This is a genomic window from Rubripirellula lacrimiformis (assembly GCF_007741535.1).
Classification (GTDB): Bacteria; Planctomycetota; Planctomycetia; order Pirellulales; family Pirellulaceae; genus Rubripirellula; species Rubripirellula lacrimiformis.
On record NZ_CP036525.1, the window covers coordinates 8,018,209 to 8,043,883 of the forward strand.

The window sequence follows — 25,675 nt, forward strand, 5'->3', positions numbered from 1 at the left end:
AGTGACCAAGTTTGGCCTGCCGCCAAGGGGCCAGCGAGACTCGATCGCGGGATGTCCCTGGTGGCTCCCAAAGACGATTGCAGCCGCTGTCGTGACGGGACCGGCGATTTTGCTGGATTGACACCACCGGACACCTTAGGGCGCCGATCCCGGCGGTAGCCGAATTGTGGGGCCTCTGCTGGTTCCCGAGCATTCGCACTCGGGCGAGCCTGGCCGCCGAGCCATTGCGTCTGGCATGCCGGGCGGCGGCGATCGCGTGTACAATCCTGCCTTCATTAAACGTTAACCATTTCCGAGCACTCCGCATTCCTGGTTTTTGGACGTCAATCCGTTGGATTCATCTACGCTGATCAAGATGGTTTTCGAGCTCGCCGGCGGCCTCGGCATTTTCCTGCTGGGCATGAAGCACATGTCCGATGGGATGCAGGCGGTGGCCGGCAATAGCCTTCGGCGTCTGATCGGGACGGTCACCAACCACCGATTATTTGCGACGACGGTGGGTGTCGTCGTGACCTGCATCGTTCAGTCCAGTTCCATCACGACCGTGATGGTGGTGGGGTTCGTCAACAGTGGGGTGATGGAACTATCCCAAGCGGTCGGCGTGATCATGGGCGCCAATGTTGGCACCACGATCACCGGCTGGATCCTGGTGCTGAAAGTCGGCAAGTACGGACTGCCGCTGCTGGGCTTTTCTGCGTTCATCTATCTGTTTGCGAGACGCGATCGGTGGCGTTATTGGGCGATGTTTGCGATGGGCATCGGGATGGTGTTCTTTGGCTTGGAAGTGATGAAGGACGCATGTTCGACGATCAAGGACATGCCCAGCTTCGAAGCATGGTTTGCCAGGTTCAGCGCTGACACTTACTTGGGCGTCTTGAAGTGCGCGATGGTTGGATGCGTGCTGACGACGTTGGTGCAATCATCGTCAGCCACACTGGGCATCACGATCTCGCTAGCGACGCAGGGACTGATTTCTTACCCGACCGCAGCTGCGTTGATCTTAGGCGAGAATATCGGCACGACAATCACTGCCTTCCTGGCGTCACTGGGGACAACCACCAACGCGCGACGTGCGGCCTACTTTCACGTCATTTTCAATCTGGTGGGCGTGTTCTGGATCACGCTGATCTTTCAATGGTATATCCGGCTGATTCAGGCGATCATCGGCGTTGACGTTTCCCAGGCGGTGATGGTCGACGGTAACGCAACGTATCCACATACCGTAGCGGCCATCGCGGCCACTCACAGCGTGTTCAATGTTTGCAACATGTTGCTGTTCATGCCGTTCGTGACGCCCATGGTCCGGTTACTAGAGCGAATACTGCCGTCGCTGCCATACAAGGAAAAGTCACGGCTGACCGACCTCGACATTCGCATCCTTGAATCCCCGCTGATGGCGATCGAGCAATCGCGCAAAGAGATCCTGAAGATGGGCGACGGCTGCCTGAAAATGCTGGAATGGCATCGCACATTGATGCTGGCCGACAGCCCGGACCCCAAACTTGCCGAGCGATTGAAACACCGCGAGAAGGTTCTGGATTCGGTCCAAGACGAGGTGGCAGAATTCATCACGAACCTATTGTCGGGGAACGCATCGCACGCGACCGCCGAAGAAGCACGTCGTCAAATCCGTCTGGCGGACGAGTACGAATCGATCAGCGATTACATCCTGAACCTGGACAAGTTCGACCGAAAACTTCGCCGCAATGAATTCCGATTCACCGAGGCGCAACGCACGGATTTGGAGGCGCTGAACCGACTGGTTTACACGTACGTTTCTGAAGTGCATCAAGCGTTGACGAACTACAATCCGAACGTGTTGAAAGACACTGACGCAAGCAATAAGCGGATCCGCGACCAGGTCAAGATTTTGCGTCGCAAGCATCTGGAAGAATTATCGGCCGGAACCATCCCGCCGGTTGTCAGCGTTGCGTTCATGGCGTCGCTGAACGCCTACATCCGCGTCCGCGACCACGCCTGCAACATTGCCGAAACGATCGCGAACCAGAAGTAGCGTTTCCGCCTCTTCCTGATCCCTAGGCCCGCAGATCGGATGCGAGTGGAATTCGGATTCGCGGGTTCTGCTGTGCCGCCCGGTAGCGAGACTCGCCGAGAGCTTTGGCGCGTGTTGGGTGGTTGGGTTTTTTAACCACGAATGACGCGGATGGGTGGCCGAAAGTCTTGGCGACTTGCGCTACGGGATTGAATGTGGGGGTGCGGGGCAACGCCGTTAAGGAAATTTTTCGAGTGAATTAGGTAACCAGGATAGCTTTTGGAGGGCCATAAATGAAATAAGCCAGGCTCCCCCCAAAATCCTCGACTACATCGTCGAAAGAAAAGGAGCCTGGCTATGAGTAACAGTGGCAAGGATGCTGCTTCGAAACAGAAGCAATCAATGACTCAAGGTGAACAGCTGGCCAAAGCGATTCGCTGGATCGCCAACGACCAATTATTCGCAAAGGTTCGTGTTCACGGCAATGCCAATTGGGTGCCGACTCACTTGATGCAGGTCGCAATTCTATGGGTTTGGAGTAGTCAATCATTGCTCGTCGAATCCACCAAAGACGCGATCAAAAGTGTCGAGAGCTTATTCGGTACGACCGGGATTCATTCGTATCAGACGCTGATCACTGCACTGCAGAAGTACACCGAGCAAATCCTTCCGCCACTGGTCCAACGAATGCATCATTTGATGGAGAAGACAGATCAAGCAAGTTTTCGCATTGGGATTTGGTTGGTGTTGGCCGTCGACGGTTCCCGCTTGGATGCTTGCCGAACCCTGGCCAACGAGAAGCGGTTCTGCAAGCCAAAGAACAAAAGGGGATCGAAGAAGAACAAGAAGAACAAGAAGAACAAGAAGAACAAGAAGAACAAGAAGAACAAGCGTGGTCGACACGCCAACAAACGAAAACCGGTGAGCAAAAAGAAGAACTACAATCCGCAGCCCGTCGGTCCTCAAGTCTGGCTTACGCTACTGTGGCATGTCGGACAGCGATTGCCATGGGCATGGAAAATCGGACCGAGTTATTCCAGCGAACGAGCCCATCTGTTGGAAATGCTGAATGCTTTAGACCTACCGAAAAACACGCTCATCTGCGGTGATGCTGGTTTCGTCGGCTACGACTTTTGGAACGCGATCGACAGCCACGGCCATCACTTCCTGACGCGTGTCGGAAGCAATTGTCGCTTCCTGAAGCAACTTGGACGGGTTCGCGAACGTGATGGCATCGTGTACTGCTGGCCGAAAGAAAAACAGCAACGCAAGCAGCCGCCGTTGGTCCTTCGGCTACTTCGCTTTCACGACGGACGTGGCGAAGTCTATCTCGTCACCAACGAATTGAACTCACGCAAGTTAAGTGATTCGCGTGCTGGGGAAATTTATCGAAAACGCTGGGGAATCGAAGTGCAATTCCGATCCTTAAAGCAAACTTACGGTCGTTCGAAACTGCTCGGGCGAACGCCGGATGTCGTCGAGCACGAGTTAACCTGGTCGCTTGTCGGTCTTTGGATGGCGCAGTTACTGGCGCTTCGCGAACAAATCGATCGGATCGAACCGGCGGCTCAAACGAGCGTCGCGATGGTGTTACGAATATTGCAAAACATCCTGCACTGCCCCAACGAGATACCCGCGCGGGGCGAATCGCTTCGGAGTCTCTTGGCCGGTGCGTTGACGGATACATACGACCGCGCAAGTAAAAAGAAAAGTCGCAACTACCCACGCCGAAAAGAGGAACCCCGGACCGGCCCACCCACAATTGAACTCGCCACCGCAGAGCAACAGAAGCTTGCCAAAGCTACACTGGACCTCTCAAATGCAGCATGAAAAATTTCCTTAACGGCGTTGGGTGCGGGGGTGGCCGAAAGTCTTGGCGACTTGCGCTACGGGGACTGAATGTGGGGGTGCGGGGGTGGCCGAAAGTCTTGGCGACTTGCGCTACGGGATTGGATGCGGGGGAGCGGGGGTGGCCGAAAGTCTTGGCGACTTGCGCTACGGGATTGGATGCTGGTTAGGACTGCTTCGATGATTGGGCGCCGACCCAGTCATCGAAACTGTGCAATTCGATCGTTGGTTTGGCGGTGCCGGTTTCGCTGGCTACTGCGATGGCCCCGATGAACCCTTGCCTTGGCGTGATCGAGAAGAACTGCCACTGCCGATCGCTGTGCAGTTTCGGGTCCAGCATCCGGATCGTGGGGCAGGGGGAATCGATGTCTTCGAAGGCAAAGTCGGCCAGGGGTGTTTGCAGGCCAGTGCCGATGGCCTTGATGAACGATTCCTTCAGCGTCCAGACTCGCAGGAACGCATTCCTGCGATCTGATTCGTTGCGGTACTGTTTCAGATAGTCGATCTCTGGCTTCGAAAAGTACCGATCAGCCAGTGCCGGATCCGTTCGCCGATTCAGGCATTCGACATCGACTCCGACTAGCCAATCCGATGGGTCGGCAATGCCACAGACCACCAGCCCGTCGGTATGGGCAACGTTGAAAGGCCGCCGTGCGACATCGGGACCGGTCACGAACGGCTTGCCGAAAGTCTCGGTATCAAAACTGATCGCGGCGGGTGAGATGTCGCCGACGCCCAATAGCCGCCGAGCCATCCCGCGGCCGATCACGTGTTGATTTCGACTGGTTGGTTGGCGGAACCGATCGGCACGAGTGCGTTCGGATTCGTCCAGACAGTCTTCGCAAAACTGTTCAATCGGCCCCGCGTCGGACGACGAACTGCTGGCGTGCCAGAGGCGAACAGGCACGGCGGGGACGTCATCGGGAATCATGGCAACAAAACACTGCGGGGGAATGCGGGCGATCCCGCAACAACAAACAATCGATACAACCGACTTTACCGACGATGTCGATTTAATGCGAGCTTCTTCAACCGGGCTGGTTTTCGACGGCCCCGGCGGACGATCAAGCATAAGGACGTTTGACAATCGATGAAACGTCTCGCAACCTCGTACACATTCGACGGCTGATGACCTGGCACCTTCTGATCGCGATGGCCGACACCCAGCGGGCTCAGTACCTGGCTGTGGCCGGTTTTGTGATGCTGGGCTGGGTGCTGGCACGACGAACGCTCAAAGCCCGCAAACGGGTCAACACCGACACTCGGGTGGCCAAGAAAGAACTTGACCGGATCCGATCATCCAAGACACCGGTACTGCCGCTGGCCGACGCACCGCCCGAGGTCCAGCGATGGCAGGTCGGGATGTTCGACCTGCAGCGTGAACTGAAAGCCGAACTGGACACTCGCATCGTCATCGTGCAGACGCTGTTGCGTCAAGTCGACGAAAGCGTCCGCCGTCTGGAAAAACTACAGGGTGTGGCCGACGACCAACAGACCGCGGTCACCGAATTTGACGCCGGCGTGCGGCGCAGCGAAGTCGAATCGATGGTTCAGGCTGGGCACACCGCCGAGGAGATCGCCGCGGCCACGGGGATGCCGATCGGCGATGTCGAAATCACAATTGCAACGATCCGCGTCGGCTAGTCGCGGTGGTTCAATCAGCCGCCTGCGCGTTAGCACACGGCGTTAGTACACGGCGCAAGCGCAGCCCCGTAGCTGCGGAGCAGCGACAGCTTTTTGCCGGTGGCCGGTGGCCGGTGGCCGGTGGCCACCGGAGCGACGTTAAAATCTCACTCTTCTTCCCCTGCTCCGATCGCCGCCAAAGGTGGCGATCGGAGCAGGGGAAGAAGAAGTCTGGCGCCGACTGACACGGCGGCCAAGGCCGCCGGCAGAAAGCTGTCGCCACTGCGTGGCTAGAAAAACAAACTTGAACAAGCGATCGCCTGATCGAGGCGATTACCTCTCATGTCTGCAAAGTAGGTGGCATTGGGCGTGTGCCAGGACGCAGGAATTCTGGCAAATCCCACTACTGGCCGGCCGCTTGCACCTTTCCGGCTGGAAGTAAACGGGGGTACACTTCACCATCATGGAAGTTATCCCTTTGCAATCTGGAAGCAGCGGCAACTGTGTCTTCGTCGAAGCCGACGGAGTCCGAATGCTGTTTGATGCTGGCATCAGTGCCCGCCAAGCCGAACTTCGCTTGGCCCAACACGGTCGCGACATTCGCGACGTCGACGCACTGATCATTTCTCACGACCACCGCGATCACACGACCGGCATGGGCGTTTTTCATCGCAAGTTTGGTCTGCCGGTCTACGTGACGCAAAAGACGTTTGTCGAGGTCCGGCGTCGGGTCAAGATCGGCGACATCTGCGATGTCCGCCATTTCGTTGCCGGCGAAACCCTTTCGTTTGGACCGGTATCCGTCGAAACCTATTCGACCCCGCACGATGCCGCCGATGGGGTCGTGTTTGTGATCCAGGATTCGCGTCACCGGTTCGGCTTGCTGACGGACCTGGGGCACATCTTTGACGGGTTGGCCGAAACGATGGCGACACTGGACGCCGTGTTGGTCGAAAGCAATTACGACCCGGCGATGCTGGACGACGGACCGTACCCCGATTTCCTAAAACACCGTATCCGCGGCCCGCGGGGGCACCTGTCGAACATCGATGCAGCTGAACTATTGAAACTGGCATCACCCGACCGGCTGCGATGGGCCTGCCTGGCCCACCTTTCGGAACAGAACAATTGTCCCGATGTGGCGATCCAAACGCATCACAAGATCCTGGGGTGCGACTTTCCGGTACGCTGTGCCGATCGCAAGGCGACGTCGGCGGCGATGACCATCGAATAGGTCGCGTGCCGGATCGGCATCAACGGAACAACAACTGCTGCATCGGATCCGTTTGTAGTACCGCCTTCAGGCGGAATCGGGCCCGAGCATCGAATCAAATCGAGCCAAGAAATCCGGCTGAAGCCGGTACTACGAACGGAACGAACGAACAAACAAGTTGACCGTCATTGCTGGCCACCGGACTTACAGGGCATGATCAGGCTGTAACTTCTCCACTACGTCAGCGAGGACCTTCGTGGGCCGAGTTCATCCAACCGCGTGTTTCGGCGGCTAGGAAGAACGAACCACAAACCACCATCGTGCCGCCGGGAGCGACCGCTTTTCGGGCGGCTTCACAAGCGGCGATCGGGTCTTCGTTGACCGTGGCCAGAGCGGCGATGGCCGGTGGCAGCGACGCGATCAGATCGGACGTCGGCCGCCAACGTGGATTGCCGTGGAAACGAGTGATTTGCAACATCCGCAGGTCCACGTGATCAGCCAGGCTGGCGATTCGATCCAACATCGGACCGGCCGATTTATCCAAACTGGTCCCAAAGACGATGGCTAGCGGACCATCGGCAGCACGTCGGCACAGACAATCGCACAGGGCGGCAATCGAGTCTTCGTTGTGGGCAGCGTCGACAATCCCGATGACTTGGTCGGCAAGCTGGTACCGTTCGATCCGGCCTTCGCACCGGAGCCCCCCCATGCCGCGAACGATCGCTTGGTCATCCACCGCAATCCCACAACGTTTTCGCAGAATTTGCGTGACCGCGATTGCGATGGCAGCGTTGCCAGCCTGGTGCCGCCCCTCCATCGCCATCTCGACATCGACCGGTCCGGCCAGGGGAGACGTGTGGCCGGTGAATTTGATCTTCGCCCCCCAACCTTCGGCTGGCTGCCAATCGACGCGGTAATCCCGATCGACTTGATACAGCGGCGCCGACTGGTCCGCCGCGATGCGTCCGATCACGTCCGCGGCCGCCCCCCCCGACACCCCGCTGACGACTGGCACACCAGGCTTGATGATGCCCGCTTTTTCCGCCGCGATTTCGCCCAGCGTATTTCCCAAGACGTGTTGGTGATCCAGCCCGATCGACGTGATCGCTGTCACGGTAGGCCAACACACATTGGTGCTATCCAATCGCCCGCCCAGTCCGGTTTCCAACACGACCGCATCACAGCGGCAAAGGTGAAAGTGCAGCAGTGCGATCGCCGTGGTCAGTTCAAAGAAGGACGGTGAACCGCCTGCTGCTGCGCCGCCGGTCTCCAAGGCGGCCGCTGGACTGCTTTCCCGTCCAGCGACTTGCTGGTCCGCCGGGACCGACTCTGCCACCATCGACTCTGCCACCATCGCCGCGGCGACCGGTCGCACGCGATCGACCAGGTCCACCAACGTGGATGGTTCGCAGAGTTCCCCATCGACGCGAAACCGTTCTTCCAGGCGATGCAAGTGCGGCGACGTGTACAGCCCCGTCTTCAGCCCGGACGCGGTCAAGGAAGCGGCCACCATGGCGGCCGTCGATCCTTTCCCCTTCGTGCCCGCGATGTGGATCAAAGTGGTCGCCGGAAGCCCCACCGCGGACGGCGACGAAGCAGCCCGCCCCGCGGCGCCGGACACAACCGGCGAATCCGCCGTCGCGGACGCAGGATACAAAAAATGCGCCAGCCCCAACCGATCCAGCAACTGGCGCATCCGAGCCAACCCGAACGGGTACTTGGACGCCCCAGCGGTCATACGCTCGTAATCGATCCGGTCGTACAGGAAACCGAGCGCGGCCTGGTACTGGGACGCATCCGAAGATCCCAGATCGTGCATCCCATCGTCGTTGCCAGGCGGTTGTGTCAACGTGTTAGTACCGGAAAGGATCGAAAATCGGGCTCAGATGCCCCGCTGAACAGCGACGCCCCATCGGCATCGCTGAATCTACCAGGCCCAATTTACACTGATCGGTGCATTCCGCTGCCGAGTGCAACCGACTTTATGGAGGAACGGTTGGTCGGATCAGCCGCAGTCGGTTCCAGCCCCCAGCCATCGACAGGTGCCCACCCCACCGAAGGAAACTCCCGCGGCCAGGAAGCCTCGCCAACCGAGTCACCTCCGATGGGGGTCATCCGGTGCCGGATCGACGCGATTTCGGGGCATCGGGGTCCGCAAAGTTTTCCGAGGCAATGAACCGTTGCACTGGCCGCCCCGTAGCGTACAAATCCTATCCTTGCATTGATCCCCTATCGTCCTTTTTCCAGAAGCTTGCCCGTGGATAACGAAGCAACTGCAGTCGCCGAGGCCCAAAACGCCGCCTCGTCGCAGACCGCCAACGACTCGGGTGTCGTGATTGAAACCCGCAACCTAAGCAAAATTTACCGTGACTTCTGGGGACGAAAGAAGGTCCACGCACTGAAATCGCTGGACATCGAAGTCAAAAAGGGCGAAATCTTCGGCCTGCTTGGCCCCAACGGCAGTGGAAAATCGACCACGATCAAGCTGATCCTGGGTCTGTTGTTTCCCACCAGCGGCCGGGTGTTGGTGTTCGACAAGGACGCCACCGAAACCAAAAAGAATGAACGAATCGGGTACCTGCCCGAAGAATCGTATTTGTACAAGTTTCTGACAGCCGAAGAGACGTTGGACTTCTACGGACGCCTGTTCGACATGTCCAGCGCCGATCGCAAGCGACGGGTTGCCGAACTGATCGAATTGGTCGGTTTGAAGGGAGCCAAGCACCGTCAGCTTCGCGAATACAGTAAAGGGATGACCCGCCGCGTGGGTCTGGCCCAGGCGTTGATCAACGACCCCGACCTGATCCTGTTGGACGAACCGACCACCGGTTTGGACCCCATCGGTACCCGCGAAATGAAGGACTTGATCCTGGCTCTTCGCGATCAAGGCAAAACGGTCTTGCTGTGCAGCCACCAACTGGCCGACGTCCAAGACGTTTGCGACCGGGTTGCGATTCTGCACCAGGGCGAACTGAAGGAATTGGGCCGAGTCACTGAATTGTTGAAGGTCCAGGACGTCACCGAGGTGCACGCCACGGGACTGACCGACGCGGCCAAGACCGAGATCGCCGAAGTGATCGCCCGGCACGGTGGTGCGGTCAAGTCGATCGACAACCCAACGGCGACCATGGAAGACTTGTTCCTGAACATCGTTCGCGAAAGCGAAGCCCGTCCGGGTGCTCGTCGTGTTTCCAGTTCCGATGGCGGCCAAGCCGGCGGCGACAATAGCCCCAGCAGTGAGGGCGGTCAATGAACCTTCAACCGGAAGATTTCTGGTCGTTCAACGAATGGTTGCTGCGCCCCAACGCGTTCCTCGAAAGCGCGGCTCTGCAGGGCATCGTGTTGTTCGTCCTGGCAATCGTGCTAGGACTGATCGTCGGCTATGTCGTATCGGCTGCCCGCTACGGGCCGGTCGAAGGATTCTACGCCGTTGCGCGTACCATCCGTGACTTGGTCCGGTTTGATTTGCCCGGCACATCGGCGCGGCGAATCCTGGCCTTGGCACGCTTGGCGTTCAAAGAAGCAATTCGACGCAAAGTCCTGTTTGTCGTCGGTCTGTTTTTGGTCGTACTGCTGCTAGCCGGTTGGTACCTGAACCCTGAAAGTGACGACCCGGCCCGTCTGTACATCAGCTTTGTGTTGACGGCCACGAACTACCTGGTTTTGGCGTTGGCGTTATTCATCAGTGCGTTTTCGCTGCCCGCCGACATCAAGAACAAGACGATCTACACGATCGTGACCAAACCGGTTCGCCCCACGGAAATCGTGCTGGGTCGAATGCTGGGATTCATCGCGATGGGCACGCTTGTGCTGATCCCGATGGGGTTGGCCAGTTTCCTGTTTGTCACTCGTGGGCTGCGGCACACGCACCAGGAAGTGGTCGATGTTGTCGAGATGTCCGACGGTGCGTTGGTCGGCGAAACCGATCACGTCCGAAACCACAAACACGGATTCACCATCGAACCGGACGCGGGCGGCATCGGGCTGACCGACAACGTTCGTGGCCACCAACACGTGGTCACTCGCAACGAAGACGGATCGTTCAGCATCGGGGCCCCCAACGGTGCCCTGCGTGCACGGATTCCATCCTACGGTGACATCCAATTTTATGATCGACGCGGCGAACCCAAAGACGAGGGCATCGACGTCGGCAACGAACGACTGGCCGGCGGTTACGGCAGTTCGGGCGTTTCGCGACTGATCGGACTCTCCCAAGGGGCACGCAAGACCGAACACGGTTACGTCGAAGGCGGCACGCTGGGATCGGCGGAGTACACGTTTTACAACGTGACACCCGACCGCTATCCCGATGGGATCCCCATCGACCTATCGGTGCGAGCCTACCGTTCCTACAAGGGTGACATCGAATCGGGCATCCGTGGTTCGATCACGATGAAGCACCCCAGCAAGTCGATCGAAACCAATCCAATCGCCTTTGTCGTTGACGAATACACGGTCGACGAAAAAGTGCTGGATCTAGAGATGGAAGGCACCGACAACAACGATACACGTGTGCTTAACGTGTTCGACGACTTGGTCGACGACGAAGGTCGATTGACCGTCGTCATTCGCTGTCTGGATCGCAGCCAGTATTTGGGCATGACGCGCAGCGGTGTGTACCTGCGTCCTGCCGAAAACCCATTCTGGTGGAACCTGATCAAAGCCTACATTTCGATCTGGTTGCAGATGACGATGGTGATCGCCTTCGGTGTCATGTTCAGTACGTTCCTAAGCGGCCCGGTCGCCATGGTGGCCACGTTCGTCTGCGTGCTGTTGGGCTTTTCTGCGGAACAGGTTTACGACACACGTCACTACATCGACCAAGGCGTTTCGCGTGGGGGTGGCCCGATCGAATCGCTGGTTCGATTGTTGCGGCAAGATGCGATGACGACGGAACTGGATGTCGACACGGTCGCCGCTAGCGTGATCAAGACGGTCGATGCGGGGATCGTTTACACATTGGACGCGATCGCGACCGCGCTGCCCAACCTGCCCAAGATGGTAGGCACGGCAGAGTACGCGGCCAGCGGTTTTGACATTTTTGGTGCGTTGCTGCTGCGACACGCCGCCGCGACGTTGGGCTACTGCGTCCTGGCCTTCATGGTCAGTTACTTCTTCCTGAAATCGCGTGAGATCGCGGCATGAATCGTACGACAACTCTTCGCCGAAAACTTACTTACCTGGTGATCTTGGTCGCCATGTTGATCCCGCTGTATCTGCTGGGTCAGCCATCCGGCGGTAAAGGCGATCTGGGCGGGCAACTGTCCGAGATGCGGATCAAGTACAACATCGCCGAAAGCGATCTGGGCGAAATCAGCCCGGCCAGCGAAACGATGAAATTGGCATCGCTGGGGCTGCGTGGGGTAGCGGCGACGCTGCTGTGGAACAAAGCCCACGAGTATCGTGTGATGCACGAATGGGACCGTTTGAAGGCGACGCTGAACAACATCGCGCTGTTGCAACCGCACTTCGACAAGGTCTGGGAACACCAAGCGCACAACTTGGCGTACAACGTTTCGACCGAATTCGACGATTACCGTCAACGTTATGAAATGGTTCGCGAAGGCACCGAGTTCCTGACCCGTGGCGTGCGACAGAACCGCAACGCGCCACGATTGATCTGGTACACCGGTTGGTTCTACGGATCCAAGATGGGGATGTCCGACGAAAAGGATCAGTTCCGTCGTCTGTTCGCTGACGACGAAGTTCTGCACGAAGAACTGGTCAACGAAAACATCGCCGTCGACAGCCCCGAAGCACGGGGGCCGCTGGGCAAACCCGACAACTGGTTGGTTGGCCGACTATGGCTAAACCATGGCTATGACATGGTCGATGCCGGCGTCAAAATTCGTCGACAAACACCGCTGAACTTTTACGAAACCGGACCCAAGTGGCGTTTCAAACACGCCGAAGCAATCGAACGCGAAGGCATCCTGGACGACCGCGCCCAGAACGCTTGGGAAATGGCGGCCGCGGATTGGAACGGATTCGGCAACCGCAGTATCCCCACCACTTCGCCGTTCACGATCAAGTTGGACCAACTGGATGTTCTGCAGCGTCAAAAGGACGAAAAGATCGAACAGTTCGGTGCACTGATCGGCGATAAGTTCACCGAAGAACGTGACCTGCTGATCCAGGCTCTGCCGCCGGAATGGCGAGCAATCTATCTTGGGTCACGCGAAAACCTAACGGGCCGTGACCAAGACGTTCTGAAATCGGCCAAGCAGTCAACCATTCCAAACTTGCCCAACCTGGCTCGCGAAGCGGATCCGTCGATTCGACTGCAAGCGATTCAGATGGTGGGTGAACTGGATGATTTGCAAGAACGGATCATCAAAACCGATGGCTACCGAACGCAGATCAATTACCCCTATTGGAAAACGCTGGCACAGGCCGAACAGGAAGAACGAACCGTACGGGCTCGCAGCCTGATCTATGAAGCCGAAAAAGCCAACGCAGACGCCGAACTAGACAAGGCGATCGAGTTGTACGAAGAAGCGTTCGCCGTCTGGGCAGATATCTTCGATGACTATCCGTTGCTGACGATCGATGACACCGCGCAGGACCTGTTGGAGTCCATCAAACGCTATTCGGTTGCGATCGATAGCGAAGACATGCCCGAAGATTTCCCACTGATGACCTTTGTTCAGATGATGGGCGAATACGGCAGCATCGACCCCAGTGTGTACATGGACATCCGGAACGGAGCCGAAGCAAGCGTGGAGGCTCGCAAGAAGGAGCTAGCCGACGAAGAGCGACGCCGCGAAGAAGAAGCGCGTGCGGCCGAGAAGGCAGCGATGGAAAAGGCGGCCGAGGACAAGAAGCAAGCTGAAATGGCGGAAGCCAAAGCGGCTGAAGAGAAAGCGGCTGCCGAGAAGATGGCTGCCGAGAAGATGGCAGCCGAAAAAGAAGCGGCAGCGAAGAAAGCCGAAGCTGAAAAAGCTGAAGCCGACAAGGCCAAGGCTGACAAAGCCGACGCGGAAGCCGCCGATTCGGATCCGAAGTCCGACGAACCGAAGACCGATGAATCATCCGATTCGGCCAGCGATTCGCAGCCGTCGGACGAACCCGAAGCGGGCGATGACACGGCCAGCGACGAAGCGGGCGATGGTGACACCGCCGATACGCAGGACTGATCGGGTGACGACGGTTTCGCGATCTGTGGGCGCTGGCGATCACGCCAGCTGATGGACCGGACGATCTTTTTCACGGGGTGGAACGATGGACGCGATGGATATCTTGGGCGCGCTGCTAGGCAAAAAAGCCGGTGGCGGTAGTCCTGGCGGTGCTGTCCTGAAGGATATTTTGGGTGGCAAACGCCCCCAACCCAAGCCGCAATCGCCCGCTCGCCAACACCCGCAGGCACGGCGACCGCAAACCATCGACGATGCCGCCAAGAGCCTGGAAGACTTGCTAGGTGTCAGTCACGACCACCACCAACGACAACGCGAAACGGCTCGCCAATCGGCACCGCGATCGAATCAACCGGCGCCGCAAGCAGCCCCCAGACGTTCCCCCAGCCCAGCACCGTCCTGGTCGCCGAAAGAGGTGGAATCGATGAATGCTCAGTCGAAAATCCTGGTTCGCGGGATGGTCAATGCAGCCAAATCGGATGGGCAGATCACGCAAGCCGAACAGGATGCGATCCTGAAACAATTGGATCACGTATCGCAGGAAGAAATTGAATTCCTACGCTCGACGTTCAAAGAAAAACTGGACGTGCGAGACTTCACCTGGTCGGTACCGCTAGGCATGGAAGAACAGGTCTACACCGTGTCGCTGATCGCGATCGACCTGGACGACCAGAAGGAAGCCAACTACCTGGCCGATCTGGCACAGGGACTACGCTTGGCCTCAAGCCGATGCAACGAGATCCACCGGAGCCTGGGCGCGCCGATCATCTTCCAGAGTTGATCGGCGGTCGCCACGCGTGAGTGTGGAGTTTCGTATAGCCGCGGGTATGGACTCGTGAGTATCGGTGTGGGCACGCGGTTAAACGTCAGTGCACCGGGGCAGCTTGCGAATGCTCGTTTCGCCGTGTGGGCATCGCCCCGTCTGGTTGGGTGATGGACGCGCGGCCCGATGGGCACGCGGTTAAACGATGGATACCGGGGCTGCTTGCGAATGCTCGTTTAACCGCGTGGGCATCGCCCCGTGCGTTTGGGTGATGGACGCGCGGCCCGGTGGGCACGCGGTTAAACGATGGATACCGGGGCTGCTTGCGAATGCTCGTTTAACCGCGTGGGCATCGCCCCGTGCGTTTGGGTGATGGACGCGCGGCCCGGTGGGCACGCGGTGAAACGATAGATACCGGGGCTGCTTGCGAATGCTCGTTTAACCGCGTGGGCATCGCCCCGTGCGTTTGGGCGATGGACGCGCGGCCCGCTGGGCACGCGGTGAAACGATGGGTACCGGGGCTGCTTGCGAATGCTCGTTTAACCGCGTGGGCATCGCCCCGTGCGTTTGGGCGATGGACGCGCGGCCCGCTGGGCACGCGGTGAAACGATGGGTACCGGGGCTGCTTGCGAATGCTCGTTTAACCGCGTGGGTACCGCCCCGGGTGTTTGGGCGATGGACGCGCGGCCCGCTGGGCACGCGGTTAAACGATGGGTACCGGGGCTGCTTGCGAATGCTCGTTTAACCGCGTGGGCATCGCCCCGTGCGTTTGGGCGATGGACGCGCGGCCCGCTGGGCACGCGGTGAAACGATGGGTACCGGGGCTGCTTGCGAATGCTCGTTTAACCGCGTGGGTACCGCCCCGGGTGTTTGGGCGATGGACGCGCGGCCCGCTGGGCACGCGGTTAAACGATGGGTACCGGGGCTGCTTGCGAATGCTCGTTTAACCGCGTGGGCATCGCCCCGTGTGTTTGGGCGATGGACGCGCGGCCCGGTGGGCACGCGGTTAAACGATGGGTACCGGGGCTGCTTGCGAATGCTCGTTTAACCGCGTGGGCATCGCCCCGTGTGGTTGGGCGTGGACGCGCGGCCCGATGGGCACGCGGTGAAACGATGGATACCGGGGCTGCTTGCGAATTTTCGTTTCGCCGTGTGGGTATCGCCCCGTCTGGTTGGGTGATGGACGCGCGGCCCGGTGGGCACGCGGTTAAACGATGGGTACCGGGGCTGCTTTCGAATGCTCGTTTAACCGTGTGGGTATCGCCCCGTGTGTTTGGGTGATGGACGCGCAGCCCGCTGGGCACGCGGTTAAACGATAGATACCGGGGCAGCTTGCGAATGCTCGTTTCGCCGTGTGGGTATCGCCCCGTCTGGTTGGGTGATGGACGCGCGGCCCGATGGGCACGCGGTTAAACGATGGGTACCGCCCCGGGTGTTTGGGCGTGGACGCGCGGCCCGATGGGCACGCGGTTAAACGATGGGTACCGGCCCGTGTGTTTGGGCGCGGACGCGCGGCCCGGTGGGCACGCGGTTAAACGATGGGTACCGGGGCTGCTTGCGAATTTTCGTTTAACCGCGTGGGCATCGCCCCGTGTGTTTGGGTGATGGACGCGCGGCCCGATGGGCACGCGGTTAAACGATGGGTACCGGGGCTGCTTGCGAATGCTCGTTTAACCGCGTGGGCATCGCCCCGTGCGTTTGGGTGATGGACGCGCGGCCCGCTGGGCACGCGGTTAAACGATGGATACCGGCCCGTGTGGTTGGGCGTGGACGCGCGGCCCGATGGGCACGCGGTTAAACGATGGGTGCCGCCCCGTGTGGTTGGGCGTGGACGCGCGGCCCGATGGGCACGCGGTTAAACGATGGGTACCGCCCCGTCTGGTTGGGTGATGGACGCGCGGCCCGGTGGGCACGCGGTGAAACGATGGGTACCGGGCCGGGTGTTTGGGCGTGGACGCGCGGCGCGGTGGGCACGCGGGTCGCCGGTGCGAACTACGCGGCCTGTCGGTCTTCGCCCGTTCGCTGGATGCCTGTGGGCTTTAGGGCTTCGGCATTGATGTTGGCAACTAGGGCGTCGTATTCGGTTGCCAGCTGCTGGAAATCGGCGGCATCGGGCGACCGCATCGAGAGCTTTTCTCCGACCCGGTCGGCGCGGCGGCGCAATCGATAGTCGTGATAGATTTCGACGGCTTCGCGAAGTTCGTCCATGTGAGCCGAATCGAATCCGGCGTCGCTGGTCAAATCGCTTAGCATCAGCGAGACCGCGCTTTGTGACATGAAGTGATTCAGTTCATCGTTGCATCGGCCATCCAGACTGATCACGACGTAGGGGATATCGCCATCGTAGGGACGTCCAGTTTCTGCATGCGTCAACTTCCCGCCCGAAATCACGTGCGTTTTCAGCACCTGCCGTTCGTCTTCGTCATCCTGCATCATCAATGCAAAATTGGCGACCGGGATCGTTGATCCAGGACGAGCAAAGGTAATCCCTTCGGTCGCTCGAAAGGCCGCACGGCGGTCGAATAGAGTGTCGCCCAACCGGCCCACCAAGGTGGCGATCGCAGAGGCGCCATGCAGATGCAAACTGGCGGGTGCGAACAAAGGCAGCCCGGCCGCACTGGAAAGCACTTCGGCGAACTGTTGAAATTCGTCGCCTGGAAATTCATCAAACCCGAACTTGATCGTCAACGACGAATTCCGCTGCGTCAGCGCGGGCGAATAAAACACGACGGGCGTGCCAAGTTCATCAGCGTGCGGTGTTGAAAATCCGCTGTGGGCGGCCACGTTGCGGCGCAGCAGATTGACCGCCGTCGTCGCTTCGCCGAGCACCGGGGAACTCTTGATTGCCGAGGTGACAATCATGTCCGCCGAACGGCGAAACAGATTTCGCTTTGGAAAGCGGCCGGTGTAGACATGTCGAATTTCGATCGTCAGCGGCTTGCCAATGCCAATCGGTTCGAAAGGAGTCCGTGTGGCGACGGGCGAGACCATGGAACCACGCAGATCGGCAACGGTCAGCCGACCGGTCGAAAATTCAAGCGCGGCATCCGCTGGCGAATCCGAGGCATGGTGCGAAAAGCTGGCGAATTCACCACTTTCGGTCTTCGCAAGAATCTCGTCTTCATCGATCAAGGCACCGCCGTAGGCGTAAAACATTCCCATCGAAATTGACTCTCACGTGACGCGATGGTGGATTGCCAAGGATCGTGCGATGGCCTTAGTACTGTGTTCCAGGCCGACGCCACAACAGGTTGTCGTTGGACGATGCAGGCGTGGGATTGGTGCTCGGTCCGCTGGAAACAGGTCCGCTAGAAACCGGGACACTGGTATTGGTTTGGAAATTCGATTGATTCCGAATGGGCACTGCACCAGCGGCGACCGACTGGGGCAGGGGAGTCAGTGAGGTGGCGGCCACCTGGGCGGGCTGATTTCCATAGGCCTGTTGATTTGCATAGTCAGCGGTGTTGAAGGACTGCGGGTTCGATGGCGGCAGGTTCGATGGCGCCACGTACGGGTTCGCTGCCATAGCGGGCGTAGTCGATTGCCATGCAGCGTTGGCCCCCGGATTCACGCCGGGCTGATACTGCTGTGGACTGGGATAGCCTGCCACGGGCGGGTTCCCGGTTTGGTAGCCGTTCGTCGGAAACGCTTGATAGGTCACCGGGGCTGTCGGTCGGTATCCCGGTGGGCTCGGGGCACCGGTCAGATCGATCACTTGCATTCCCCCTGCCCGCGGGTTGCTAGGCGGTGTTGGGGCTGTCGCCGGTGCATTCGGCAGCGCCGGGCCACTGGCAATGTTGGATGTCGTTTCGGTCCACGATGCGGGGCGAACGCCGGAACCGATCGGGGCGGCGTTGGCCAACGATGGGTTCATGGCGGCGGGCGCCATTGCCGGATTGGTTTGGTTGAAAGGTATCGTCGGTGCGCCGCTGCCCAGTGCGGCAGATGCCTGAGGTGCCGGAGCCAGATAGCCGTTGTTGGGTTGGCTGAATGAACCTGTGGGCGGCGGGGCGACCCGCGTCGGTCCACCAAACGGTCCCAAGCTGGGCGATTGGCCAGGCGACACGGGAGACAGCGGCCCCACGGGAGCAAGAGACCCCGCCGAAGCGGATCCCGTCGTTTGCCGACAGCCAGCCATCCCGATCGCCATCATGGCAAGCAGGGCAGAGGCAATCATGGGGAATTCAATATTTCGCATGTCCAAACACCGTCGCGGTGAGGAGTTTCAGTGACCGACTTCCGAGCTTTAACAAAAATCAAGATTTTGTCGAAAGACCAGATAAAACACTTCTGGCCAGTAAAACACGATACGAAGCGTCAAAATTCGATTGCGAAGCAGCAGAGTTCCGCTGCGGCGTTGCCGGACCAGGCCGCATGTGGATCGCCAAACCAGCCCCGCACGACGATCTGGGCCAATCTTGCCTGCGAGCCTATAATGACCAAATCCAACCTGGACGATGGCCCAGCGGCATCGCCCGTTTCTCTCGTAAACTCTGGACAAAACCTGAACCATGCGTGGACTTGCATACGCCGTCGCCGCGATCGCCGCGGTCGGAATCATGATCGCCATCGGCACCGGCCCCACCAGCGAACCCACCGCACCGGCCAGCTCTGCATCGGCCACCACGGCGGACGTCTCGCTCGCTTCGACCGACAGCCCCGGCACGCTGACGATTAGCGTTCCCGAAATGCACTGTGCTGTGTCGTGTTTCCCACGCGTCAAAGCCGCCTTGGAAAACACTGCTGCGGTCAAAAGCGTCGAACTGGGCCCGCAAAAAGAAGAAGGCCTGATCGACAATCGCCAAGTGATCGTCAGCTACGATGCCGGATTCAGTCCTAAGGGAGCCTTGGACCTGCTTCAAGAAGAAGGCTTCACCGATTCGACGGTCATCCAGTAACCAGCGATCGTGAATTCACCAGCCTCGATCGACGTGAACGTTTCGCCTGGACAGTCGACCGCCGCTGGTCTGTTGCTGATCGGACACGGGACCCGTGACCAGACGGGCACCGATCAGTTTTTCGAACTCGGACGGATCCTGGCTGATCGGCTGGGTTCGGTACCGGTCGCAGTGTCGCTGCTGGAATTCCAAGAGCCGACGATCCCGCAGGCCTTTCAGGAATTGATCGACCGAGGCGTCCAGAGAGTCCACGTGGCGCCTTTGTTGCTGTTCGCCGCAGGGCATGCCAAAGACGATATACCGGCCATCATCCGCCAGTGCATTGGTGAATCGCCCGAGGTCACCACCGAGCAATCACGGCCGCTATCGCGTCACCCATCGATCGTCGAATTGATGGTCGAACGGATATCGGAATCGTTGGCGATGACCAATTCGCCGCCATCACGAACGGCGCTGATCGCCGTAGGTCGTGGCAGCCGCTGGCCATGTGCATCGACCGACATGCGAATGTTGACCGAGATCGTTGCCCAACGCTTTGCGTTTGCAGCATCTGCCACTGCCTTCTATGCGATGGCATCCCCTTCGCTGCCGGAAGTCATCGACCAGGTGGCCGGATCCGGCCAATTTGATTCGATCGTGATCCACCCGCACCTGCTGTTCGAGGGCCGGCTGTACCAAGCGATCATGGATCAGGTCAACGAGGCAGGCATGAAGCATGCCGATGTCAAGTTCATCGTTTCCAACTATCTGGGACCGCATGCCAATGTCGCCGATGCAATCATCGACCGCAGCGGACTTGGTGCAACGCAGAATCCAGAGCGGGCCTAGTGCTAGCCGTAATGTTGATTGGATTCGGAGAACACCGAAAGTCTTGGCGACTTCCGCTACGAAACGAGAACACCGAAAGTCTTGGCGACTTCCGCCACGAAAGGAGAACACCGAAAGTCTTGGCGACTTCCGCTACGAAAGGAGAACACCGAAAGTCTTGGCGACTTCCGCTACGAAAGGAGGACACCGAAAGTCTTGACGACTTCCGCTACGAAATGAGAACATCGAAAGTCTTGGCGACTTCCGCTACGAAACGAGGACACCGAAAGTCTTGGCGACTTCCGCTACGAAAGGAGGACACCGAAAGTCTTGACGACTTCCGCTACGAAACGAGGACACCGAAAGTCTTGGCGACTTCCGTTACGAAAGGAGGACACCGAAAGTCTTGGCGACTTCCGCTACGAAATGAGGACATCGAAAGTCTTGGCGACTTCCGCTACGAATGATTCATGGCATGGGGCTGAACGCTAGCGGGCCACATCGATCACTGCATCGGCGACCAACCGGTCGGCGTACTGGGTCACGGTCGCGGCGGATCCGCGGAACCATTTCATCGGTGGCGCCACATAGTCGGCCGGAGCCACCAGGGGTGCGACCTCGCCTCGCCATGCGGTGCTGATCCACTGGCCAGTGGCCGGCGAATACTGGTAGTCGCCTCCCAAGGTGCACTGCAATGGCACGCCCAGGACTCGCTGAACTTCGGCCAGACAATGCTCCGGCCTGGCACCCAGCTGCCGTGTCATCAACGACAACAAGCTGGCCCCGGCGATGCTGCTTTCTCTGGCATGGCTATACAATTGCGCATTGACCCAGCCTTCGATCTGGCTGCCGCTCAGGTTGCCGACTTGGGCGCGGATCTGAGCCAGATCGGATGCTTCGGTCGCCGCTAGATGCGGCAGGCTGGCCTGCAGCACTTCGGGCTGGAACGACAGCACGCTGAACTGACCATCGCTGTAGCGGTACATACCGCCGATCAAACGATTGATGCCGGGTGCAACCGGCTGACCTCGCCCCAACCCCAGCGGCAACCGGTCTAGCATCCCCGGCTGCGGCCAAGCCCCTAGGTAACCTGGGATCCCCTGGATCGATCGATAGATATTCAACAGACCTTGGAAATCGTCGGGATTCGGCGGATGCGAATCTTTGATCGCGGCGAACACGTGAGTCGGCGGGCCCAGCCGATCCGACGCGACGTGAGCCTGGGCAGCGATGATGTCATCGGGTGCAAAATTCATCGCCACGCGGGTCGGTGGCCCTAAGTACTTGGACCATTTGCCGTACTTTTCCGGCCCCAGTGGTGCGACTTCGGCGTGCACCATGATTCGTTCCCCGCCGTCACCACCATCGACGCCTTCCATCGGCTGGCGTCCGACGCCGACCATGATTGGATCGATCGTTGGAAATCGTGTTTCATATTGCCGTGCGATCTGGGCATACCAACGGGCTTCGTCCGGCGTGACCAAATCAATCGGAACATCGGCAATCGGCAGAAACTGTCCTCGTGCACCACGCCGGGTATCCATGACCTGATCGCCCACACTGATAGCCCCACTGCCGTCGGGACGCACACCAAAACCGACCGGCAAGAATCCACCGTCGATCCAATCGTCGACACCCACCAAGTTCGTCCCCGTGGCTTTGGATTCATGATCCGCCGCCATCCGTGCCAGATGCATCATCGCGACCTCGGCATTGGCCGACAAACGACGACGAAGTTCGATCAGATACCGTGGTGACACCAACCCGCGAAGCATCTCGGGCGAGAAATAGGCAAAGACCGTGTCCTCGCGATCCAGCGGCATCAATTGACGGGCCAGCCGAAACGACGACGACGCCCCCAGAGACTGTTTCGACTTTCCGACTTCCAAAAACCGTTCCGCCAAGGTTCGACTGTTGGTGACGAAAAAGAAATCGCCATCCTGAACCATGAACGATCGAACGCGGTTGTCGGCGGAACTCAGCAGCGTCGCCGCCTGCCCACCGACCGTTACTTTCTTGAGCGTGACTTCGGAATCACTGCCAGCCAACTGGCTGCGATCATTGTTGAAGGACGTCCGCAGGGCGAACGCATTCTTGGCCTGGAACATGACTCCTAAACTCGCGCCATCGGTCATGAACAAGTCACGGCCGACGATCGCCTGGTCCTGGATCACTTGCGGTCCCAGCATCCGGGACAGTTCGGTGGTTTTCAAATTCAACTGCTGCTCGATCCGCTTGCTGGCCCCCAGTTCGAATCCACGCAGCATTGCCATGTTCGAGATGTCACCACCATAGTCACGCGACAGATCCGCAAACCAGGTGTAGTTTTGGAACGAACCGTAGCGAATGTAGAAGCACTCTGGCGGCACTCGCGTCGCCATCGGTTCGACCGGAATATCGGCCAACTGTGGGTCATCAAACAGGGGTGCCCACGCCGGTGGCGCAGGCAAGGGCAGGGTGGCCTCGGGTGCCGGTCGCCCACTTTGATCGATGAATCCGACGGCCGATCGGCGATAGATCGAACGCCCGATTTCCTCGGCCCCAGCGACCAACTTCAATGCGCTTAGCAGGTCGTCATCTTGAGATTCGGTGGCGTCGAACCAGGCTGGTATCGGCATCCGAAGCCGGCGAGCCAGCATGGCGATCAAGTAATCTTCGACCCACGTTGGATAGTCCGCCGCATTGATCTGGTCGCGGGTCGCTGCGGTGTAACCGTTCCACCACCCGACCAAAGCCTGCTGGTGTCCGGCCGGATTCTGCTCGGGCACCACATCGTAGGAACCGATCGTCGCGGTGGCGTCCGTGATCTGCACTCGCAGCGGCGCGTCCCCGACGAACAGGAACCGGACCCGGCGAGCGACCGTTTGATCGACTGGCGGTTCCGGATCGGCGATCTCGCGGATCAACTGGCCCAAACGGCCTAGCAAGCGACCGTTTCCCGGCGGCGGGACCGGCGTCTCGCTAGCCCGTGGCACGTCGATTTTGATGTCTTCCGAATACGAATACAGCACTCGCCCGTCGGCCGATTGGGCCTGAATCGGCGGTGGAGTCTGGCCCACAATCGGACGGGCCAATGGGATTTCGACGGTCGCCACCCCCAATGGCTGACCCGCGATGGCACTGACGTACACGTCCACCGCGTGGGCCGAAGAAGCCCCAAAATCACCGACCAGCACCAAGGACAACACCATCACAGACAGCAGAGAACGCATATCGAAAGTTTCTTAGAGTTAGCGGGGTCGCCCACCCGCAGGGCGCCGACGATAATGCCGGTTGAATCGTTCTATTATTGAAGTTGTCGCCCATTCGGGATAGTCACGCAGTGAGCACCGATCAAAATCCTTCTCAACAAGCCAGCCCCTCGCGTAGCGGGGTTTTCCACGCTGAAACCGATCAACGGCTGGAATCCTTTGCCGAAAGCATCAGTTTCGATCGCCGCCTGTATCAACACGACATCCGCGGATCGATCGCCCACAGCGATATGCTGGCAAGCGTCGGCTTGATTTCCCGAGACGAAGCGACCGAAATCCAGAAAGCCCTTCGCGAAATCGAAGTCGAACTGGACACTGACCGGCTTCCGATCCGTTTCGAGCTCGAAGACATCCACATGCACGTCGAGCAAGCGTTGATCGACCGCATCGGCGACGTCGGCCGGAAACTGCACACCGCCCGCAGTCGAAATGACCAAGTCAGCACCGACATCCGCATGTGGATCCGTGACGCACTGGACCGCTTGGACAGTTCGCTGGCAGCATTGCAGGCGGCATTCCTGGGCCGCTGCGACGCCGACTTTGACGTCGTGCTGCCAGCTTACACCCACCTGCAACGCGCCCAACCGGTGCTGGCACCGCACTACTGGTTGGCGTACATCGAAAAGTTCGCTCGCGACCGTGACCGATTGGCCGATTGCCGCGCCCGCGTCAACCAATGTCCGCTGGGGGTGGCCGCCGTGGCTGGCACGACGCTGCCGATCGATCGCGACCAAACGGCCAAGGCGCTGGATTTCGACGGCGTTACCGCCAACAGTCTGGACACCAGCAGCGACCGCGACTTCATGCTGGAAACGGCGTTCGTCCTATCGGTCGTGGCATCGCACCTGAGCGGTTGGGCCGAGGAATGGATTTTGTGGAGCACCGTTGAATTCAATTTCATCAAAATGCCGCACGCCTTCTGTACCGGCAGCAGCATCATGCCCCAGAAGGTCAATCCGGACACGCTAGAATTGACCCGCGGCAAATCGGCACGCGTGATGGGCAATCTGCAAACGTTGATGTTGTTGGTCAAGAATCTGCCGATGGCGTACAACCGCGATTTACAAGAAGACAAACCCCCGTTGTTCGATTCGTTCGACACCGTGCTGGCGATGTTGGAACTGGCCACCCCGATCGTCCAAGGCAGCGTGTTGCAGCGAGAATCGATTGCCAGCCGATTGGAACGCGGCTACCTGGATGCCACCACGCTGATGGAATGGATGATCGCCAAGGGCATGCCTCAGCGAAGGGCCCACCACTTGGTCGGCGCGATCGTCGGCGAAGCGATGCAGCGTGACGTGCCGCTTGCCGATCTGCCAATCGATGTGCTGCAATCCCATGCACCGGAGATCGACAAAACGATTTACGAATGCTTGGGCAGCCGAAATGCGGTCGACGCCTTTGTCAGCTATGGCAGCACGGCACCCGACCAAGTCCGCGCCCAAATCGATCGCTGGAAGAAACAACTGGGTTAGTCCCTGCAACGTAACGTTCGAAAAAAATTCGTAGCGGAAGTCGTCAACGGTTTGTCGAGTTCCGTTATCCGGAAACACAGGTTGTGAACGAAAAAAGCCACGCTTCCGAGTTCCCGATGTTGATCGAGATCTCGAAGACGTGGCTTGTCGCTTGAGTGCGGTCAAGAATGGCCGTCTCTAGCTTTTCTTTTCTTGGCCAGCTTGCTGTTGCATCAGACCTGGACGAACTCGTTTGTTGATGTCCGTTTCCAGAACGCCGAACACCGATTCGTGACGTGCAACCGACATTTGCAGTGCGGCTAGCAATCGCTTGGCGGTGAAGAAGTTCAGGATGATGCGTTGCTTGACTTGGATTGGGTCCTTCGGCACGCCGATTGGCTGTGGGTTCAAACCAAAGTCAACAATCAACTCTTCAGGCGAACCGGTGACGCGGCAAAAGTTCGCGTAACAAGCGGCGGCTTGGTCGTCTTCGACCTGAACCTGAACAGGTTGCTGAGCTTGAGTCTGAGCGGCGGCGGCTGGTGCGGCGGCTGGTTTCTCAGCTTCAGGGGTCTTGGCGTCTGCCATCGATGATCTCTCCGAGAGTAAAAAAAGGGAAGAAGGAGCGGTGGCTCGGATGCAACAGGCAGCCGAATTAGACTCGCATCTAGAACGTGTAAAGTGGGCGGTGT

The 25,675-nt window shown here is 59.0% G+C and carries 17 protein-coding genes; 11 read left to right on the plus strand and 6 right to left on the minus strand.

What is annotated here, in order from left to right; genetic code table 11:
- The first annotated feature begins 331 nt into the window (after window positions 1–331).
- Both K227x_RS28020 and K227x_RS28025 read left to right on the plus strand, forming a co-directional pair.
- Window positions 332–2,014 carry a Na/Pi cotransporter family protein gene (locus K227x_RS28020; protein ID WP_145175876.1) on the plus strand — a complete coding sequence of 561 codons (1,683 nt, stop codon included), beginning with the start codon at window positions 332–334 and terminating at the stop codon, window positions 2,012–2,014.
- A 336-nt stretch (window positions 2,015–2,350) separates the two neighbouring features.
- Complete coding sequence (locus K227x_RS28025) at window positions 2,351–3,823, plus strand: IS4 family transposase (RefSeq protein ID WP_145175879.1); 1,473 nt, start codon at window positions 2,351–2,353, stop codon at window positions 3,821–3,823.
- Window positions 3,824–4,007: 184 nt separating this feature from the next.
- On the opposite strand, the gene K227x_RS28030 is transcribed toward K227x_RS28025, so the two are convergent.
- Window positions 4,008–4,772: a 4'-phosphopantetheinyl transferase family protein gene (locus K227x_RS28030; protein ID WP_145175881.1), complete on the minus strand. Its 765-nt coding sequence runs from the start codon at window positions 4,770–4,772 to the stop codon at window positions 4,008–4,010.
- Window positions 4,773–4,969: 197 nt separating this feature from the next.
- On the opposite strand from K227x_RS28030, the gene K227x_RS30975 reads away from it, so the two are divergent.
- On the plus strand, window positions 4,970–5,485 hold the full coding sequence (locus K227x_RS30975; RefSeq protein WP_218933599.1) for a hypothetical protein: 516 nt from the start codon (window positions 4,970–4,972) through the stop codon (window positions 5,483–5,485).
- 457 nt (window positions 5,486–5,942) lie between these two features.
- Window positions 5,943–6,698 carry an MBL fold metallo-hydrolase gene (locus tag K227x_RS28040; RefSeq protein ID WP_218933600.1) on the plus strand — a complete coding sequence of 252 codons (756 nt, stop codon included), beginning with the start codon at window positions 5,943–5,945 and terminating at the stop codon, window positions 6,696–6,698.
- A gap of 220 nt (window positions 6,699–6,918) precedes the next feature.
- On the opposite strand, the gene K227x_RS28045 is transcribed toward K227x_RS28040, so the two are convergent.
- Complete coding sequence (locus K227x_RS28045; RefSeq protein ID WP_218933601.1) at window positions 6,919–8,526, minus strand: bifunctional folylpolyglutamate synthase/dihydrofolate synthase; 1,608 nt, start codon at window positions 8,524–8,526, stop codon at window positions 6,919–6,921.
- A 483-nt stretch (window positions 8,527–9,009) separates the two neighbouring features.
- On the opposite strand from K227x_RS28045, the gene K227x_RS28050 reads away from it, so the two are divergent.
- The 4 genes from K227x_RS28050 (at window position 9,010) to K227x_RS28065 (ending at window position 14,591) form a co-directional block, all read left to right on the plus strand.
- On the plus strand, window positions 9,010–9,930 hold the full coding sequence (locus tag K227x_RS28050) for an ABC transporter ATP-binding protein (protein ID WP_391540468.1): 921 nt from the start codon (window positions 9,010–9,012) through the stop codon (window positions 9,928–9,930).
- Complete coding sequence (locus K227x_RS28055) at window positions 9,927–11,822, plus strand: ABC transporter permease (RefSeq protein WP_145175893.1); 1,896 nt, start codon at window positions 9,927–9,929, stop codon at window positions 11,820–11,822. The genes K227x_RS28050 and K227x_RS28055 overlap by 4 nt, the downstream gene beginning before the upstream one ends.
- On the plus strand, window positions 11,819–13,813 hold the full coding sequence (locus K227x_RS28060) for an IRE (iron responsive element) (protein WP_145175895.1): 1,995 nt from the start codon (window positions 11,819–11,821) through the stop codon (window positions 13,811–13,813). The genes K227x_RS28055 and K227x_RS28060 overlap by 4 nt, the downstream gene beginning before the upstream one ends.
- Window positions 13,814–13,907: 94 nt before the next feature.
- Window positions 13,908–14,591, plus strand: coding sequence for a DUF533 domain-containing protein (locus tag K227x_RS28065; RefSeq protein WP_218933602.1), 684 nt, complete (start codon window positions 13,908–13,910; stop codon window positions 14,589–14,591).
- A 1,974-nt stretch (window positions 14,592–16,565) separates the two neighbouring features.
- On the opposite strand, the gene K227x_RS28070 is transcribed toward K227x_RS28065, so the two are convergent.
- Together K227x_RS28070 and K227x_RS28075 are read right to left on the minus strand one after the other, a co-directional pair.
- Entirely contained in the window at window positions 16,566–17,735 is a 1,170-nt protein-coding gene (locus tag K227x_RS28070; protein WP_218933603.1) for a hypothetical protein, read from the minus strand.
- A gap of 55 nt (window positions 17,736–17,790) precedes the next feature.
- Window positions 17,791–18,750 carry a hypothetical protein gene (locus K227x_RS28075; protein ID WP_145175904.1) on the minus strand — a complete coding sequence of 320 codons (960 nt, stop codon included), beginning with the start codon at window positions 18,748–18,750 and terminating at the stop codon, window positions 17,791–17,793.
- A gap of 334 nt (window positions 18,751–19,084) precedes the next feature.
- Here K227x_RS28075 and K227x_RS28080 point away from each other — a divergent pair, with 334 nt between their 5' ends.
- Both K227x_RS28080 and K227x_RS28085 read left to right on the plus strand, forming a co-directional pair.
- A complete protein-coding gene (locus K227x_RS28080; RefSeq protein WP_145175907.1) occupies window positions 19,085–19,471 on the plus strand; it encodes a heavy-metal-associated domain-containing protein in 387 nt (128 codons plus the stop codon).
- A 9-nt stretch (window positions 19,472–19,480) separates the two neighbouring features.
- Window positions 19,481–20,299: a sirohydrochlorin chelatase gene (locus K227x_RS28085; protein WP_246146345.1), complete on the plus strand. Its 819-nt coding sequence runs from the start codon at window positions 19,481–19,483 to the stop codon at window positions 20,297–20,299.
- Between the two features lie 467 nt (window positions 20,300–20,766).
- On the opposite strand, the gene K227x_RS28090 is transcribed toward K227x_RS28085, so the two are convergent.
- Window positions 20,767–23,490 (minus strand): hypothetical protein, encoded by a 2,724-nt coding sequence (locus tag K227x_RS28090; RefSeq protein ID WP_145175910.1) that lies wholly within the window; start codon window positions 23,488–23,490, stop codon window positions 20,767–20,769.
- Between the two features lie 110 nt (window positions 23,491–23,600).
- On the opposite strand from K227x_RS28090, the gene argH reads away from it, so the two are divergent.
- Complete coding sequence (argH, locus tag K227x_RS28095) at window positions 23,601–25,004, plus strand: argininosuccinate lyase (RefSeq protein ID WP_145175913.1); 1,404 nt, start codon at window positions 23,601–23,603, stop codon at window positions 25,002–25,004.
- 177 nt (window positions 25,005–25,181) lie between these two features.
- Here argH and K227x_RS28100 read toward each other — a convergent pair whose 3' ends face one another.
- Complete coding sequence (locus tag K227x_RS28100) at window positions 25,182–25,571, minus strand: DUF3467 domain-containing protein (protein WP_145175916.1); 390 nt, start codon at window positions 25,569–25,571, stop codon at window positions 25,182–25,184.
- Between the last annotated feature and the right edge of the window lie 104 nt (window positions 25,572–25,675).